This is a genomic window from Micromonospora carbonacea (assembly GCF_014205165.1).
In the GTDB taxonomy this organism is placed as follows: Bacteria; Actinomycetota; Actinomycetes; order Mycobacteriales; family Micromonosporaceae; genus Micromonospora; species Micromonospora carbonacea.
Genome location: NZ_JACHMZ010000001.1, coordinates 4,738,551 through 4,753,284 on the forward strand (window position 1 = coordinate 4,738,551; position 14,734 = coordinate 4,753,284).

Sequence of the window (14,734 nt, forward strand, 5' to 3'; positions counted from 1 at the left end):
CCGCACCCGACCAACGCTGCCGTACAAGATACGGTAACAGGTACGGAGCGGGCGATGGCGACGCCGCTACCGGCCGATCGCCGCGTAGCGGGCCTCCGTGGCGGCCTTCTGCGGCCCCCACCACCACTCGTTGCGGCGGTACCAGTCGATGGTGGCGACCAGCCCGTCGGCCAGGTCCGGGTGGCGGGGCCGCCAGCCCAGCTCCCGGCGGAGCTTGGAGCTGTCGCAGGCGTACCGCAGGTCGTGGGCGGGGCGGTCCGGCACGTGGTCGAAGTCGTCGGCGGGCCGGCCGAGCAGCGTCAGGGTCAACTCCAGCAGGGCCCGGTTGCTCCACTCGGCCCCGGAGCCAATCAGGTACGTCTCCCCGCACACCCCCGCGTCGAGGATCAGCAGCACGGCGTCGTTGTGGTCGTCGACGTGGGTCCACTCCCGCACGTTCGCGCCCGTGCCGTAGAGCTTGGGCCGCTGCCCGCGCAGCACGTTGGTGATCTGCCGGGGCAGGAACTTCTCCACGTTCTGGTACGGCCCGTAGTTGTTCGCGCAGTTCGATGTCGTCGCCCGCACCCCGTACGACCGGACCCACGCCCGGACCAGCAGGTCCGAGGCCGCCTTCGTCGCCGAGTACGGGCTGGACGGGTCGTAGCGGCTCTGTTCGGTGAACGCCCCGCCGCCGTGCAGCGGCAGGCTGCCGAACACCTCGTCGGTGGAGACGTGGTGCAGCCGCCGGTCGTGCCGGCGAACCGCCTCCAGCAGCACGAACGTGCCCTCGACGTTGGTCCGCAGGAACGGCGTCGGATCCTGCAACGAGTTGTCCACGTGGGACTCGGCGGCGAAGTGGACCACCGTGTCGCAGTCCGAGACGAGGGCGTCGACCAGGTCGCCGTCGCAGACGTCGCCGCGGACGAAGGTGATCCGGTCGGCGACCTCGGCGAGGCTGTCCCGGCTCCCGGCGTAGGTGAGCGCGTCGAGGACGGTCAGCCGCAGGCCCGGCCGGGCGGCCAGCGCCCGGCGCACGAAGTTGGTGCCGACGAACCCCGCACCCCCGGTGACCAGCATGTGTTCCATGCCGCGACGCTAACCGACGCGGCCCGCAGCGGGGTCGGACCCGGCCACTCGGCTGCCCTGCCTAGGCTCCCTGCCGGGCGGACTGTCCACCCGGCACACGGCGCGGAGGTGCGGAATGAGCGGGCCGAGCCCCACCCAACGATCCCTCACCCGGGACGACGTGGCCTGGTACGTCCGGGCCTCCCTCGGCGCCGGGCGGAGCGTGGCCGATTGCGGGCCGCTCGGCGGGGGCGGCTTCGCGACCGTGTGGTGGCTGGCGCTGGACGACGGCGGCGCGGCCGTGCTGAAGGTGGCGCCGCCGCCCGGGGCGCGCCTGCTGCGCTACGAGCGCGGCCTGGCGGCGGCGGAGGCGCGCTACTTCCGGCTGGTGGCCGCGCACGCGCCGCAGGTGCCCGTGCCCCGGGTGCTGCACCACGGCCGGGACCCGGAGCGCGGCGAGTGGCTGCTCACCGACCGGCTGCCCGGGCGGCCCCTCGCCGAGCTGCCGGGGGACGCCGAAGCCGGCCCGGCCCGCGCCGACTTCGGCGCCGCCATCGTCGCGCTGCACCGGATCACCGGTGACCGGTACGGCTACGACGGCGGCCGGGCCGGCGCGTCGACGTGGTCGCGCGCGTTCGCCGCGATCATCGACGACCTGCTCGCCGACGCGGCGGACTGGGGCGTCGCCCCGCCCGGCGGGCCACGGCTGATCCGGGAGCTGGTGCGCCACCACGCGGGGACGCTGGACCAGGTGCGCCGCCCCGCCCTGCTGCACTTCGACGGCTGGGACGGCAACGTGCTCGCCGCGCCGGACGCGACCGGCGCGTACCGGATGTGCGGGCTGGTGGACGGCGAGCGCTACCTGTGGGGTGACCCGCTGCTGGACCTGGTCTCGCCGCTGCTGTTCCGGCGGGCCGAGGACGAGCCGGACCACCCCTTCGTGCGCGGCTGGCGGGCGGCCGGCGGGCAGCCGGCGGTGTTCGACCCGGCGGCCCGGGTGCGCCTCGGCCTCTACCGGCTGCATCTCTACCTGCTGATGGTCGTGGAGATGCCCAGCCGGGGGATGACCCCGGAGAACGCCTCTGACCGCTCCGCGTTCCTGGCCGAGCTGCTCGACCGGGAGCTGGCCGACCTCGGCCGGGGCCGGCCCCGCCCCTGAGCCGGGGCCCGCCGACGGTGCCGGTCACTCGGTGGGCATCGGGGCCGGTTCGGCGCTGCCCATCCGGCCCGGGTCCCAGTAGGAGCCGTCCGGCGACGGCAGGCGGCTGCTCGACGCGCCGGTGTCCCCGACGGACGTCGGGGCCGCCGGCCGCTCCCCCGGCCCGGAGCGGCGGGCCACCACCCCGGTCACCACGACGGCGACCACCACCACGGCGACGGCCACCGCCACCGCCGCACCCCAGCCCTGCCTCATCCCGCGCTCCTCTCCGCCGCCCCGGCGGCGACGCGGGACCGGGGTCCGACGCCCCGGCCCACGACCACGCCCTTTGGACGCGCGCCGCCCCCGACCGGATCCGTCGGATCTCGGCCGGGGGCGGGCTTCACCCGATCGGATGACTCAGACGCGGGCCGCGACCGAGTTGTAGACGTCCATGACCGCGGTGTCGAAGTAGGAGCTCTTGTTCACCCCGGCGCTGTTCAGTGTGCTCATGATTCCGTTGACGTAGCCGTACACGTCGTTGTAGAGGCGCAACCAGACCGAGCCGCTGGAGCCGCCCGTGAAGCCGCAGTTGAGGGCGATCTTGTTCTCGCTGCCGGGCCGGTACGTCGTGCCCTGGCAGTACTGCTGCCACCCGCCGTCGTACGGCGGGGCCGCCGGGTAGGCGAGGATGGTGACGGCCTGGGTGTAGCTGTAGTTGACCGAGAGCCCGTTGCCGCCGACCCGGTCGACGAGCCGCTGGCCCGACGCGTTCGGGTACACGGTGATGTACGAGACGTCCCGGTCGAGATTGCTGTCGTTGATCCACGCGTTGAACGCGGTCAGGTACTTGGCCGACCACCGGCCGTACGGCTCCGCGCCGTAGTTGTAGAGCGGCACGAAGATCCAGTTCTGCATCCACTGGCCGCCCCGGCCGCCGTGCACGCAGTGCCCGGCGCTCATGACGAGCAGCTTGGAGGTGCTGTTCACGGCACCGGCCGAGCAGACGTAGTTCTTGCCGTCCACGGGGTTGTAGAAGAAGACCTTGCCGACGGTGGCGGACGCGGCGACGTAGGCGCTGATGTCCCCACCGGCCTGCGACGCGACGCTGGAGGCGGCCGTCACGGTGGGCGCGGCCGGCGGCACGGAGCGGGCCGGCCCGGTCGGCTTCAGGCCCTTGCCGGCCACGGCTCCCGCCTTCTTGACCAGCACGTCCGCCGAGATCGCGGTGCGCATCCGCTCCGTGGTCCAGTAGTCGCCCGCCTGCTGGGCGGCGGTCAGCCCGCTGCGGGCCGCAGTGGTGGAGGTGGTCGCCGCCACCGTGGTGGCCGACGCTCCGCCGACGGGGGCTGCCTGCGCGGGCCCGGTGCCCACCAGCACCGTCGCCGCGACGAGCGCGGCGGACGCGGTGACCGTGACCACCCGCCGGATGTCCGGAAAGTGCATTCGTTCTCCTCCCACCAAATACATCGGCGCTTGTCTAAGCGCTCGGCACAGCATGCAAGGCCGGGAATGGGCAGCGGAAGCGTCGGCGGCCGTCAAAACTGTCGCTGACAGTGTGTCCGCGACCTGACTGACCGCGAGGTTTCGACATCGGAAGGTAGTGAGGCTCGGAGGCTTCCGGGCCAGCGCCAAGATGTGGGGAGAACGCCAATGGGCCGGCTCACCCGCCCTCTCGTGCCAGCAGGTCCCCTCGCCGACTTCTACGACCGACTACACGCCCTGCACCTCGCCGCCGGTCAGCCCAGCGTGCGCCGGCTGCAACAGCTCACCCGCGCCGAGCGGCGGCCCCGGGGCATCAACCCGACGTCGATCCACGCGGTCTTCACGCGTCCCCGCCTGGCCCGGTGGGAGGTGGTGGGCGAGATCGTCCGGGTGCTCGGCGGCGACGTCGAGGAGTTCGCGGCGTTGTGGCGTCGGGCCAACCGCTGCCGGTCCCACGACGACAGCCTGGTCGACCCTCCGCCCCACACCCGGCCGTGGGCGTCGGCCGACGCCGCCTGCGTCCCGCACGAGCTGCCGCCGGACGTGGTGCCGTTCACCGGGCGCGGCCCGGTCCGCGCCGCGCTCGACGCCCTGCTCGCCGAGGGCGCCACCCGCGCCGCGATGATGACCGCGCTGCTGACCGGCTCGACCGGGATCGGCAAGAGCGCGCTGGCCGTGCACTGGGCGCACCGGGTCGCCGGCCGCTTCCCCGACGGCCAGCTCTACGCCGACCTGCGCGGCGAGAGCCCCGGCCAGCCGCCGACGCCGGTCGAGGTGCTCACGGCCTTCCTCAACGCCCTCGGCGTCGCCACCGCCGACCTGCCCGCCACGCCGGCCGCCCTGGCCGCCCGCTACCGCACCCGGATGTCGGGCCGCCGGATGCTGGTGGTGCTCGACAACGCCAGCGCCGTCGGGCAGGTGCGCCCCCTGCTGCCCGGCTCGCCCGGCTGCCTGGTCCTGGTGACCAGCCGGGACGACCTGGCCGAGCTGGTCGTGCGGCACGGCGCGCGCCGGCTGGAGCTGGGTCCGCTGAGCGCCGAGGCGGGCGTCGAGCTGCTGCGCGGGCTGATCGGCGACCGGGTCGACGCCGACCCCGAGTCCGCCTACGACCTGGTCCGGCGCTGCGGCGGTCGGCCGCTGGCCCTGCGGGTCGCGGCGGAGCGGATGACCGCCCACCGCCCGACCGCCCTGGTCACGCCCGCCCTGACCACCACACCCACCCTGGTCACTCCCGCCCTGACCACGACCGCCCGGTCAGGGTCGGCCCTGGCACCGGCGCGGGTGGTGGACCATCCCCGGCTGTGCGTACAGCGGTCGACGGCGCAGTAGGTGTCCGCCCCCGCGCATCGACGACGCGCCACGCGCTGCGTCACGCCTGCGGGGCGGCCTCCGGGGCGACGCCGGGGGCGGGCGCGATCGGCAGCAGCACGCGGAACACCGTCCGGCCGGGCTCGCTCGTCACCCGGATGTCCCCGTGGTGCTTGTTGACCACGATCCGGTACGAGATGTCCAGCCCCAGCCCCGTCCCCTCGCCGACCGGCTTCGTGGTGAAGAACGGCTCGAAGATGCGCGGGCGCACGGCCGCCGGGATGCCGGGGCCGGTGTCGGCCACCTCGACGGTCAGCTGGCCGTCGACCCGGCCGGTGCGGACGGTCAGCGTGCCCTCGTCGCCCATCGCGGCGAGCGCGTTGTCGATCAGGTTGGTCCACACCTGGTTCAGCTCGGCCGCGTACGCGGGGATCGGGGGCAGCGCCGGGGCGTACTCCCGGACCATGCGGATCCCCGGCGGGAGCTTGCCCTTGAACATCACCAGCGTCGCGTCGAGCAGCTCGTGCACGTCCACCACCTGGTAGGGGGCCCGGTCGAGCTGGGAATATTGTTTGGCCGCGCCGACCAGCTTGGAGACCCGGGTGGCCGCGTCGGCGATCTCCCGCATGAGCAGCTCGGTGTCCACGGTGTAGGTGAGCCACCGCACCGCCGGCTCCAGGTCGTCGGCCCCGAGCTCCGCGTGGACCCGGTCCAGCCAGGCGACGTCCAGCCCGCCGGCGACCAACGTCGGGGCCAGCTCCCAGCCGGCGGCGATCCCCTGGTCGTCCAGCCAGTCGGTCAGCTCGTCCTCGGCGTCGCTGGTGGCCAGGGGCGACAGCGCGCACGCCTTCGCCGCCCGCTCGACCGCCTCCTCCTGCAACGCCACGAGGGCGTGCAGCCGCCGCCCGTCGAGCCGGCCGTCGGCGATCATCGCCAGCTTGTGCCGCATCCCGGCGACCCGGTCCCGCAGCGCGGACGTGGCCCGCACCGCCGCGCTCGCCGGGTTGTTCAGCTCGTGGGTCAGGCCCGCCGACAGGGCGCCCAGGGCCACCAGGCGTTCCCGCTCCCCGACGACCGTCTGGGTGTCCCGCATCCCGATGAACAGCCCCTCCAGCAGGTGCATCGCCATCGGGAACCAGGACCGCACCGCGTGCGCGAACGTCTCGGCGGGCAGCACGAAGAACTCCGTGTCGGTGACCGCCCACATCCCGTTGCGGTAGATCTGCTGGTCGTCCAGGTACGCCTGGGTGGCCCCGCCGTACACCCCGCGCTGCGCCGAGCGCAGGATCTCCACCTCCTCGCCGTGGATCGTCCGGCACAGCCGCACCTCGCCGGCGAGCAGCACGAAGAAGCAGGTCGCCGGCTCGCCCTCGGTGTAGACGGCCTCCCCGGCCGTGCGGTGCTCGACCCGGCCGTGCTCGGCCAACCAGGCGACCTGCTGGTCGTCGAGCGACTCGAACAGGAACAGCGTCCGCACCTCGGCGGGAGTCAGGCCGCTCACTGCGCCTCCAGGTAGCGGTGCACCAGCGACACGGCCATCGCGCCCTCGCCGACGGCGGAGGCGACCCGCTTGACCGAGGCCGCGCGCACGTCGCCGGCCGCGAACACGCCGGGCAGGCTGGACTCCAGGTGGTAGGGGTCGCGGGGCAGCGACCAGCCGGGCGGCCGGCTCCCACCGGCCACCAGGTCCGGCCCGGTGACGACGTAGCCCCGCTCGTCGCGGGCCACGACCCCCGCCAACCATTCGGTACGCGGCTCCGCCCCGATGAACACGAACAGCCACGACGCGTCGACGTCGCGCCGCTGCCCGGTGCGGGTGTCGCGCAGGGTCAGCCGTTGCAGGTGCTCCTCCCCCGCGCCGGCCACCACCTCGGTGTGCGGGTGCACGGTGATGCGGTCGATGCGGTCGAGCTGGTCGATCAGGTAGCTCGACATGGACGCCGTGAGGTCCGCGCCCCGGATCAGCACGTGCACCCGGGCGGCGTACCGGGAGAAGTAGACGGCCGCCTGGCCCGCCGAGTTCGCCCCGCCGACGATGTAGACGTCCTGGTCGACGCAGCTCGGCGCCTCGGTGGCGGCCGAGCCGTAGAAGACGCCCCGGCCGGTGAGGTCGGCCAGGCCGGGGGCGTCGAGCATCCGGTACGACACGCCGGTGGCCAGCACCACCGCGTGCGCGGCGAGGGTGGAGCCGTCGTCGAAGCGCAGCAGCCGCGCCGAGCCGGCCTCCGCCAGGCCGACGACCTCCCGGGTGGTCAGCAGCTCCGCGCCGAACTTCAGCGCCTGCCGGCGGGCCCTGTCGGTGAGCTGCGCCCCGGAGACGCCGTCGGGGAAGCCCAGGTAGTTCTCGATCCGGCTGCTCTGCCCAGCCTGCCCGCCGGTGGCCCGCCGCTCCACGAGCACCGTGCGCAGCCCCTCCGACGCCCCGTAGACGGCCGCGCCCAGCCCCGCCGGCCCGCCGCCGACGACCACCAGGTCGTAGAAGTCCGCCGCCGGGACGACGTTGAGGCCGACGAGGCCGGCCAGCTCCGTCTCCGTGGGCGCCACCAGGGCCTTGCCGTCGGCGGTGACGACCACCGGCACGTCGGCGGCGCTCGCCCCGGCCGCCGCGAGCAGCCGCCCGCCCTCGGGCTCGTCGGCCAGCAGCCAGCGGTACGGCACCAGGTTGCGGGCCAGGAAGTCGCGCACCGCGAAGGACGGGGCGGACCAGCGGTGCCCGACCACCCGGATCTCCGTGGTGGCGGCCTCGGGGCTGGCCGTCCACGCCTCCAGCAGCGCGTCGACGACCGGGTAGAGCTTCTCCTCCGGCGGGTGCCACGGCTTGAGCAGGTAGTGGTCGAGGTCGACCAGGTTGATCGCGTCGATGGCCGCGCCGGTGTCCGCGTACGCGGTGAGCAGCACCCGGCGCGCGGCGGGGAAGAGGTCCATCGCGGCCTCGAGGAACTCGATGCCGTTCATCTCGGGCATCCGGTAGTCGGCGACCAGCACCGCCACCTGCTCGCCGCGCAGCTTGATCTCGCGCAGCGTGTCGAGGGCCTCCGGGCCGGAGCCGGCGCGCACCACCCGGTACCGGTCGCCGTAGCGGCGGCGGATGTCGCGGGCGACCGCGCGGGAGACCGCCGGGTCGTCGTCGATCGAGAGGATCACCGGGTGCGCCATCGGACCATCAAACCACCCCGGCGTTACGGCTCCGCTGCCTGCGGCCCGGCGTCAGGCCGGCGGGGCCACGGGAGGCGCGGCGGCCCGCCACCGGTCGAGCGTGGCGAGCAGGTCGGCGTAGGGCCCGGCGGCGAGGGCCGTGCCGCCGTCGCGCAGGGTGACCGGCCCGGGCCGACGCGGGCGCACCGGGGTACGCAGCTCGGTGCCGTCGCTCAGCGCGATCCAGAGCCGGTCGGCGACCAGCCGGTCGGGCCCGGTACGGAAGCCGCCCACCCGCTCCCACGGGACCGTCCGCGTCGCCCACAGCCACCGCACCCGCACCCCGGCGGGGCTGACCACCAGCGCGGTGCGGTGCAGCCGCCATGCGATGGTGAGCCACACCGAGAAGAACACGGCGACCGGCAGCACCTGGATCGGGGCGATCCGCTCCCAGTGCGTGACGATCTGGAGCCCGACGAAGAGGCACACCATCGTGCCGGCCGAGGCGACCGCCCCGGTGAACCACCGCGTCGGGTCCGCGTACGGCCGGGTCCACGTCCTCACGGGGCCATCCTGGCAGCCGGGGTCCAGCCGCGCCGACGCCGGACGTCCCTGCGGCGGGGTCAGGCGGGCGGGCCGGCGTGCGCCACCTCGGCCTCGGTCGCCGGCGGCCCTTCCGCCGGGGCGGCCCGGCGACCGTGGGTGGCGGTGACGGTGACCGCCGCGGCGACGGCGATGCCGAGGGCGATCCACAGCGCCGGGTTGGTGCGCAGCCCGGCGGGCAGTTGCTGGGCCAGGACGAAGACGCCCATCACCACCACGAACCACCCGAACGCCCGGCGCAGCACCGCCTCGGGGATGCGCCCGGCGAGCCGGCCGCCGGCGAGGCTGCCGACCACGGCGGCGGCGGTGACGGCGGCGGCCAGCCCCCAGTCGATGCCGACGGTGGAGAGGTAGCCGGCCAGGCCGGCGAACGACTTCATGGCGATGACCACCAGCGAGGTGCCGACGGCTACCGGCATCGGCAGGCCGCCGAGCAGCGCCAGCGCGGGCACCACGAGGAACCCGCCGCCCGCGCCGACCAGGCCGGTGACCAGCCCGACCACGATCCCGTCGAGGATCACCCGCGGCACGGCGAGCTCGTGCGGCACGGGCCGGTCCCCGGTGTCGCGCCGGCCCCGGATCATGGCGACCGCCGTGGCGAGCATCATCAGCGCGAAGCCGGTGAGCAGGACGGCGGCCGGGACGTACGCGGCGAGCCGGCCGCCGGCGTACGCGCCGGTCATGCCGGCGAGGCCGAACACCAGGCCGGTGCGCCAGCGCACCCGGTGCGCGCGGGCGTGCGGCAGGACGCCGACGGCGCTGGTGACGCCGACGACGAGCAGCGAGGTGGCGATGGCCTCCTTCGCCGGCAGGTCGGCGACGTAGACGAGCAGCGGCACGGCGAGGATGGAGCCGCCGCCGCCGAGCAGCCCGAGGCTGACGCCGATGAGGACGGCCAGCCCGACCGTCAGGGCCAGGGTGCCGGTCACGGCCGCCGCCCGGCGGTCGAGCCCTCGCGGAGCTGGCCGACGATGGTGTCGAGGTCGCAGCTCGCGCCCCGGTTGTAGGGCAGCCTGCCCAGCAGCATGCCCATCGCGCAGGTGTTGGTGAGGGCGGCGAAGGTGAGGCCCGCGCCGATGGCCGCCGCGACCCACTTGAGGCCGGGGACGAGCACCGAACCCAGGACGGCGGCCAGGACGATCGAGCCGGCGACGAGGCGGACCTGCCGTTCGAGGTCCCAGCGCGGGACGCCCTGCCGGACGGGCGCGTGCGCGGCCTGCCAGGCCAGCATCCCGCCGTCGAGGACCTTGAGGTGGGGCAGTCCGACCCCGGCGAGGGTCTGCCCGGCCTGGGTGGCGCGGGCGCCGGAGCGGCAGATCAGCACCACGTCCTCGTCGAGGTGGTTGCGCAGTTCCTCGCGGTGCTCCCGCAGCAGGTCGAGCGGGACGTTGTACGCGCCGGGGATGTGCGCGGTCTCGAACTCGGCGGGGGTGCGCACGTCGAGCAGGCGGGGCGCGCGGCCGGAGTCGATCAGCTCGCGCAGGCCGGCGGCGTCGAGCGTGGCGGGCCGGGCGGCGTCGGGCGTGGCCGGGCGGGTGTTCTCGGAAGTGCTCATGTCTCCTCGGTCCTGTTGTCGGTCTCGGTCGGTAGGGTCTGGGCCCGCTCGAACCGGTCGTCGATGACGACGACCTCCCGGCCGGCGTTGGCCAGCAGGGACGCGGCGACGGTGGCGCGGTAGCCGGAGCCGCAGTGCACCCAGACGGTGCCGGCGGGCACGTCGGCGAGGCGGTTCGGCAGCTCGGGCAGGGGGACGTGCACCGCGCCGTCGAGGTGGCCGGCGGTCCACTCGTTGGTCATCCGGACGTCGAGCACGACGTCCGGCGCGGGCAGACCGGCGGGCGGGTGTCCGGCGCGGGCGGCGGCGAGCGCGGGGAAGTCGGCCACGGGCAGCCGCCGTAGCTGCTCCGGCCGGGCCGCCCACCGCTCGGGCGCGCCCGTGGCCTGGGCGGTGGGCCGGTCGATGCCGATGCGCGCCAGTTCCCGCTGGGCGTCGGCGACCTGCTCGGGGGTCTCGGCGAGCAGGGTGAGCGGGGCGCCCCAGTCGATCAGCCAGCCGAGCCAGGTCGACATCGGCCCGTCGAGGCCGAGGGCGACGGTGCCGGCCAGGTGTGATTCGGCGTACGCCTTGCGGTGGCGCAGGTCGACGACCCACTGCCCGGCGGCGAGCCGGTCGCGCAGCTCGGCGGCGTCGGCGCGGGCGACCGGGGTGAGGTCGACCGGCGCGGGTCCGGCGGCGTTGGCCGCGCCCAGGTGGGCGTAGTAGGCGGGGTAGGCGTCGAGCCCGGCGAGGGTCTCGGCGACGAAGTCGTCGGCGGCGAGCCGCAGCACGGGGTTGACCCGCCGTTCGCGGCCGATGGTGGAGTCGGGCGCGTCGGCCTGGCTGGCCGAGCAGAAGCTGCCGAAGCCGTGGGTGGGCCACACCTGCGTCCCGTCGGGGAGCAGGTCGGCCAGCCGGCGGGCCGAGTCGTGCTGGCGGTGGGCGAGGTCGTGGGCGTGCCGCCGGCCGAGCAGGTCGGTGCGGCCGGTGGTGCCGAACAGCAGGGAGCCGCCGGTGAAGACGCCCACGGGCCGCCACCCGCCGGCGGCGGCTTCGTCGAGGACGTACGACAGGTGGTGGAAGGTGTGGCCCGGCGTGGCCACGGCCCGCAGCCGCAGGGTGTCGGAGATGGCGACGGTGTCGCCGTCGGCGACCGGGTCCCGGTCGAACCGGACGTCGTCGTCGGCGGCGACCAGGTATCGCGCGCCGGTCAGGCGGGCCAGTTCCAGGCCACCGGAGACGTAGTCGTTGTGCAGGTGGGTCTCGACCACGTGGGTGATCCGCACGCCCTTCGTGCCGGCGAGGTACAGGATGCGGTCGACGTCGCGTTGCGGGTCGACGACGACCGCCACCCGGCCGTCGGAGGCCAGGTAGCTGCGGTCGCCCAGCGACGAGGTCCCGATGACGGACACGTCGGGCGTCATGGCGCGCTCCCTTCGTATATACCCCGGGGGGTATGATGTCGACGGACTGCGCCCGGGACCGGGCGCACCCCACACGTACCCGCGCCCGCCGTCGCCATGCGGGCCGCGGCCACCGGGTCGAACATACCCCTAGGGGTATCCGGTCCACCACCGGGCCACCCCGGGAAGGGCGGGACCTTCGGCCTGGAACATACCCCCGGGGGTATGCGCTACAGTCGGTGTACCGCCGACCATCACCGCAGAGGAGACCGGCCCATGTTGTTCACGCAGTACTACCTCGACTGCCTGTCCCAGGCGTCCTACCTCGTGGCCGACGAGCGCACCGGCCGGGCCGTGCTGGTCGACCCCCGCCGCGACATCGGCGAATACCTCGCCGACGCGCGGGCGCACGGGCTGACCATCGAGGGAGTGGTCAACACGCACTTCCACGCCGACTTCCTCGCCGGCCACCTGGAGGTCGCCGCCGCCACCGGCGCGTGGATCGGCTACGGCCGGCGCGCCGAGACCGAGTACCCGATCCGCAAGCTCGCCGACGGCGAGCGGATCAGCCTCGGCGACGTCACCCTGGAGATCATGGAGACCCCGGGCCACACCCCGGAGTCGATCAGCGTGCTGGTCTACGAGCACGCCGCCGACCCGGTGCCGCACGGCGTCCTCACCGGCGACGCCCTGTTCATCGGCGACGTCGGCCGCCCCGACCTGCTCGCGTCCCTCGGCGTCACCGCCGAGGAGCTCGGCGCGATGCTCTACGACAGCGTGCAGCGCAAGCTGATGGGCCTCCCCGACGAGGTGCGGGTCTTCCCCGCCCACGGGGCGGGCTCCGCGTGCGGCAAGAACCTCTCCACCGAGCGGCAGTCCACCATCGGCGAGCAGCGCCGCACCAACTACGCCTGCGCGCCGATGAGCCAGGAGCAGTTCCTCGCCCTGGTCACCGGCGGCCAGCCGGCCGCGCCGGGCTACTTCGCGTTCGACGCCGTGCTCAACCGGCGGGCGCACGAGCTGTTCGACTCCCGCGCCACGGCCCGCCCGCTCACCGCCGCCGAGTTCACCGGGGCCCGCGCCGACGGCGCGGTCGTCGTCGACGCCCGCGACCCCCACGAGTTCGCCGCCGGGCACGTCGCCGGGGCGATCAACATCCCGGCCGACGGCCGGTTCGCCGAGACCGCCGGCAGCGTGGTGGCCCCCGACCGCGCGGTGCTCGTCGTGGCCCCGGAGGGCCGCGAGGAGGAGATCGTCGTACGGCTCGCCCGCATCGGCTTCGACCGGGTCCTCGGCCACCTGCGTGACGCGGGGGCGACCCTGGCCGAGCTGGCGTCCGAGACGAGCCGGGCCAGCCGGGTCACGGCGACGGAGCTGCGCGCCGCGCTCGACCGCGCCGAGCCGCCGGTGGTGCTCGACGTCCGCAACGTCGGGGAGCGGGAGCAGGGGGCCGTCGACGGTTCGCTGCACATCCCGCTGGCCGAGCTGACCCGCCGCCTCGACGAGGTGCCCGCCGACCGGCCCGTGGTCGTGCACTGCGCCGGGGGCTACCGCTCCTCGGTCGCGGCGAGCCTGCTGCGCAGCGCCGGCCGGCGGGACGTCTCCGACCTGCTCGGCGGCTACGGCGCCTGGCGGGCCGCGTACGCGCAGGTCTGACCGCCGGTGGGAGCGGCCACGGGCCGGGCCGCCCCCGACATTGGATCGGGGGCGGCCCGGCCGCCGGTCAGGCCGTCGCGGCGCAGCTCAGCGTCGGGGTGCTGGCCGCCCCCGAGCCGGTGAAGCCGAAGCTGGCCTTCCCCCCGGCCGCCAGCGTGCCGTTGTAGGCGACGTTGCGGGCGGTCACGGTCGACCCGCTGGTGGTGACCGTGGCGCTCCAGGAGGACGCGATCTGCTGCCCGCCGGGCCACGTCCAGGTGACCGTCCAGCCCCGGATCGGGCTGCTGCCGGCGGTCACCTCGACCTCGCCCTGGAAGCCGCCGGACCACTGCCCGGTGGGCTTGTAGACGGCCGAGCAGCCGGCGGTGGCCGGCGGCGTGGTCGCGGGCGGGGTCGTCGCGGGCGGGGTGGTCGGCGGAGCCGTGGTCGGCGTGGTGGTCGGCGGCGGGGTGGTCGGCGGGGTGGTGGTGCCGCCGAAGTTCACGTCGCTGCACAGGTAGTAGGACTGGTCGGAGTGGCTGGCCTGCCAGATCGTGTAGACGATGTGCCGGCCGGTGCGGCCCGGCGCGTTCGCCGGGACCTGGATCGACACGCCCTGGCTCTCCTTGGTCGGCCACTGCGACGCCGGGGTGTTGCCGATCTGGCCGACCAGCTCCAGGTCACTCCACGCCAGCGGCTTGGTCAGGGCGTTGAAGCCCTGCTTGGTGACGTACACCCGGATGTAGTCGGCGCCGTGGCTGGCCTGGTCCCACAGCTTGACCTTGAAGCTGTTGGCGACGTTGGTGGTCTTCCACGCGCCGAGCGCGTCGAGCGAGTTGTACTTGCCGTCGCTGGTGTGGCCGGCGCTGCACAGCTGGCCGTCGGGGATGGCGGCCTGGTGGTTGCCGGCGACGCCCTCGCGGAACAGGCCGTTCCAGTTCCACATGGCCGAGCTGTCGTACTGCCAGGCCTGCCAGCACATCGGATCCTCGGTGGCCATCGCCGGGTTCTGGAAGTCGCTGCCCCACCGGGCCCAGCAGCCGTAGTTGCGCGACGCCGGGTCGACGGTGGAGCCGTGGGCGGCGGCCGGGTTGGCCAGCGCGGTGGTCAGCAGCAGCGTGGCGGCCGCGCCGACGGCGAGCAGCCACGCCACGAGGGGGATGCGACGTGGTCGGACGAGATGGGACACGGAGCCCTCCAGGGAAAGGTCGGACGACGACACCCGGACGGTCGGGAGTTGCCCGCTCCCGCGCCTGCTCGCGTGGCTCCCGCTGCGGCTCTGCCTGGCAGACTCCCACATGCATAGAACACAGTCAATCTTAACCGGTTCGGTGCGAAGCTCCAGGACACCTTCCGGCCGCTGATCGGCACCGTCGCGGCGGTGACGGGGACGTCGGCCGGGAAGCCGTCGTTCCCCCGGGCGGGGCCCTCGCCGTGGTCGGACCA

At 74.7% G+C, this 14,734-nt stretch carries 13 protein-coding genes; 3 read left to right on the top strand and 10 right to left on the bottom strand.

What is annotated here, in order from left to right:
• Positions 1–66: 66 nt before the first annotated feature.
• Entirely contained in the window at positions 67–1,065 is a 999-nt protein-coding gene (rfbB, locus tag HDA31_RS19600; RefSeq protein WP_178064061.1) for a dTDP-glucose 4,6-dehydratase, read from the bottom strand.
• Positions 1,066–1,180: 115 nt separating this feature from the next.
• Here rfbB and HDA31_RS19605 point away from each other — a divergent pair, with 115 nt between their 5' ends.
• On the top strand, positions 1,181–2,203 hold the full coding sequence (locus HDA31_RS19605; protein WP_178064060.1) for a phosphotransferase family protein: 1,023 nt from the start codon (positions 1,181–1,183) through the stop codon (positions 2,201–2,203).
• A 24-nt stretch (positions 2,204–2,227) separates the two neighbouring features.
• On the opposite strand, the gene HDA31_RS19610 is transcribed toward HDA31_RS19605, so the two are convergent.
• Positions 2,228–2,458 (bottom strand): hypothetical protein, encoded by a 231-nt coding sequence (locus HDA31_RS19610; protein WP_178064059.1) that lies wholly within the window; start codon positions 2,456–2,458, stop codon positions 2,228–2,230.
• Positions 2,459–2,602: 144 nt separating this feature from the next.
• Positions 2,603–3,628, bottom strand: coding sequence for a trypsin-like serine peptidase (locus HDA31_RS19615; protein WP_074478958.1), 1,026 nt, complete (start codon positions 3,626–3,628; stop codon positions 2,603–2,605).
• Between the two features lie 231 nt (positions 3,629–3,859).
• Here HDA31_RS19615 and HDA31_RS19620 point away from each other — a divergent pair, with 231 nt between their 5' ends.
• Positions 3,860–4,996: an NB-ARC domain-containing protein gene (locus tag HDA31_RS19620; RefSeq protein WP_178064058.1), complete on the top strand. Its 1,137-nt coding sequence runs from the start codon at positions 3,860–3,862 to the stop codon at positions 4,994–4,996.
• Between the two features lie 40 nt (positions 4,997–5,036).
• On the opposite strand, the gene HDA31_RS19625 is transcribed toward HDA31_RS19620, so the two are convergent.
• Genes HDA31_RS19625 through HDA31_RS19650 form a run of 6 tightly spaced genes read right to left on the bottom strand, consistent with a single transcriptional unit; the run spans position 5,037 to position 11,674 of the window.
• Positions 5,037–6,476: an ATP-binding protein gene (locus tag HDA31_RS19625; RefSeq protein WP_219825018.1), complete on the bottom strand. Its 1,440-nt coding sequence runs from the start codon at positions 6,474–6,476 to the stop codon at positions 5,037–5,039.
• The gene (locus HDA31_RS19630; RefSeq protein ID WP_178064057.1) at positions 6,473–8,131 is read right to left on the bottom strand and encodes an NAD(P)/FAD-dependent oxidoreductase; all 1,659 of its coding nucleotides are present in this window, start codon (positions 8,129–8,131) and stop codon (positions 6,473–6,475) included. The genes HDA31_RS19625 and HDA31_RS19630 overlap by 4 nt, the downstream gene beginning before the upstream one ends.
• 51 nt (positions 8,132–8,182) lie before the next feature.
• Positions 8,183–8,674 carry a PH domain-containing protein gene (locus HDA31_RS19635; RefSeq protein WP_178064056.1) on the bottom strand — a complete coding sequence of 164 codons (492 nt, stop codon included), beginning with the start codon at positions 8,672–8,674 and terminating at the stop codon, positions 8,183–8,185.
• A gap of 59 nt (positions 8,675–8,733) precedes the next feature.
• On the bottom strand, positions 8,734–9,642 hold the full coding sequence (locus tag HDA31_RS19640) for a sulfite exporter TauE/SafE family protein (RefSeq protein WP_178064055.1): 909 nt from the start codon (positions 9,640–9,642) through the stop codon (positions 8,734–8,736).
• A complete protein-coding gene (locus HDA31_RS19645; protein WP_178064054.1) occupies positions 9,639–10,268 on the bottom strand; it encodes a rhodanese-like domain-containing protein in 630 nt (209 codons plus the stop codon). The genes HDA31_RS19640 and HDA31_RS19645 overlap by 4 nt, the downstream gene beginning before the upstream one ends.
• Complete coding sequence (locus HDA31_RS19650) at positions 10,265–11,674, bottom strand: MBL fold metallo-hydrolase (protein WP_178064053.1); 1,410 nt, start codon at positions 11,672–11,674, stop codon at positions 10,265–10,267. Before HDA31_RS19650 ends, HDA31_RS19645 begins: the two co-directional genes overlap by 4 nt.
• Positions 11,675–11,929: 255 nt before the next feature.
• Here HDA31_RS19650 and HDA31_RS19655 point away from each other — a divergent pair, with 255 nt between their 5' ends.
• A complete protein-coding gene (locus HDA31_RS19655) occupies positions 11,930–13,309 on the top strand; it encodes an MBL fold metallo-hydrolase (protein WP_178064052.1) in 1,380 nt (459 codons plus the stop codon).
• Positions 13,310–13,376: 67 nt separating this feature from the next.
• Here the strand turns inward: HDA31_RS19655 and HDA31_RS19660 are convergent, their stop codons facing one another.
• The gene (locus HDA31_RS19660; RefSeq protein WP_376701398.1) at positions 13,377–14,477 is read right to left on the bottom strand and encodes a lytic polysaccharide monooxygenase; all 1,101 of its coding nucleotides are present in this window, start codon (positions 14,475–14,477) and stop codon (positions 13,377–13,379) included.
• Between the last annotated feature and the right edge of the window lie 257 nt (positions 14,478–14,734).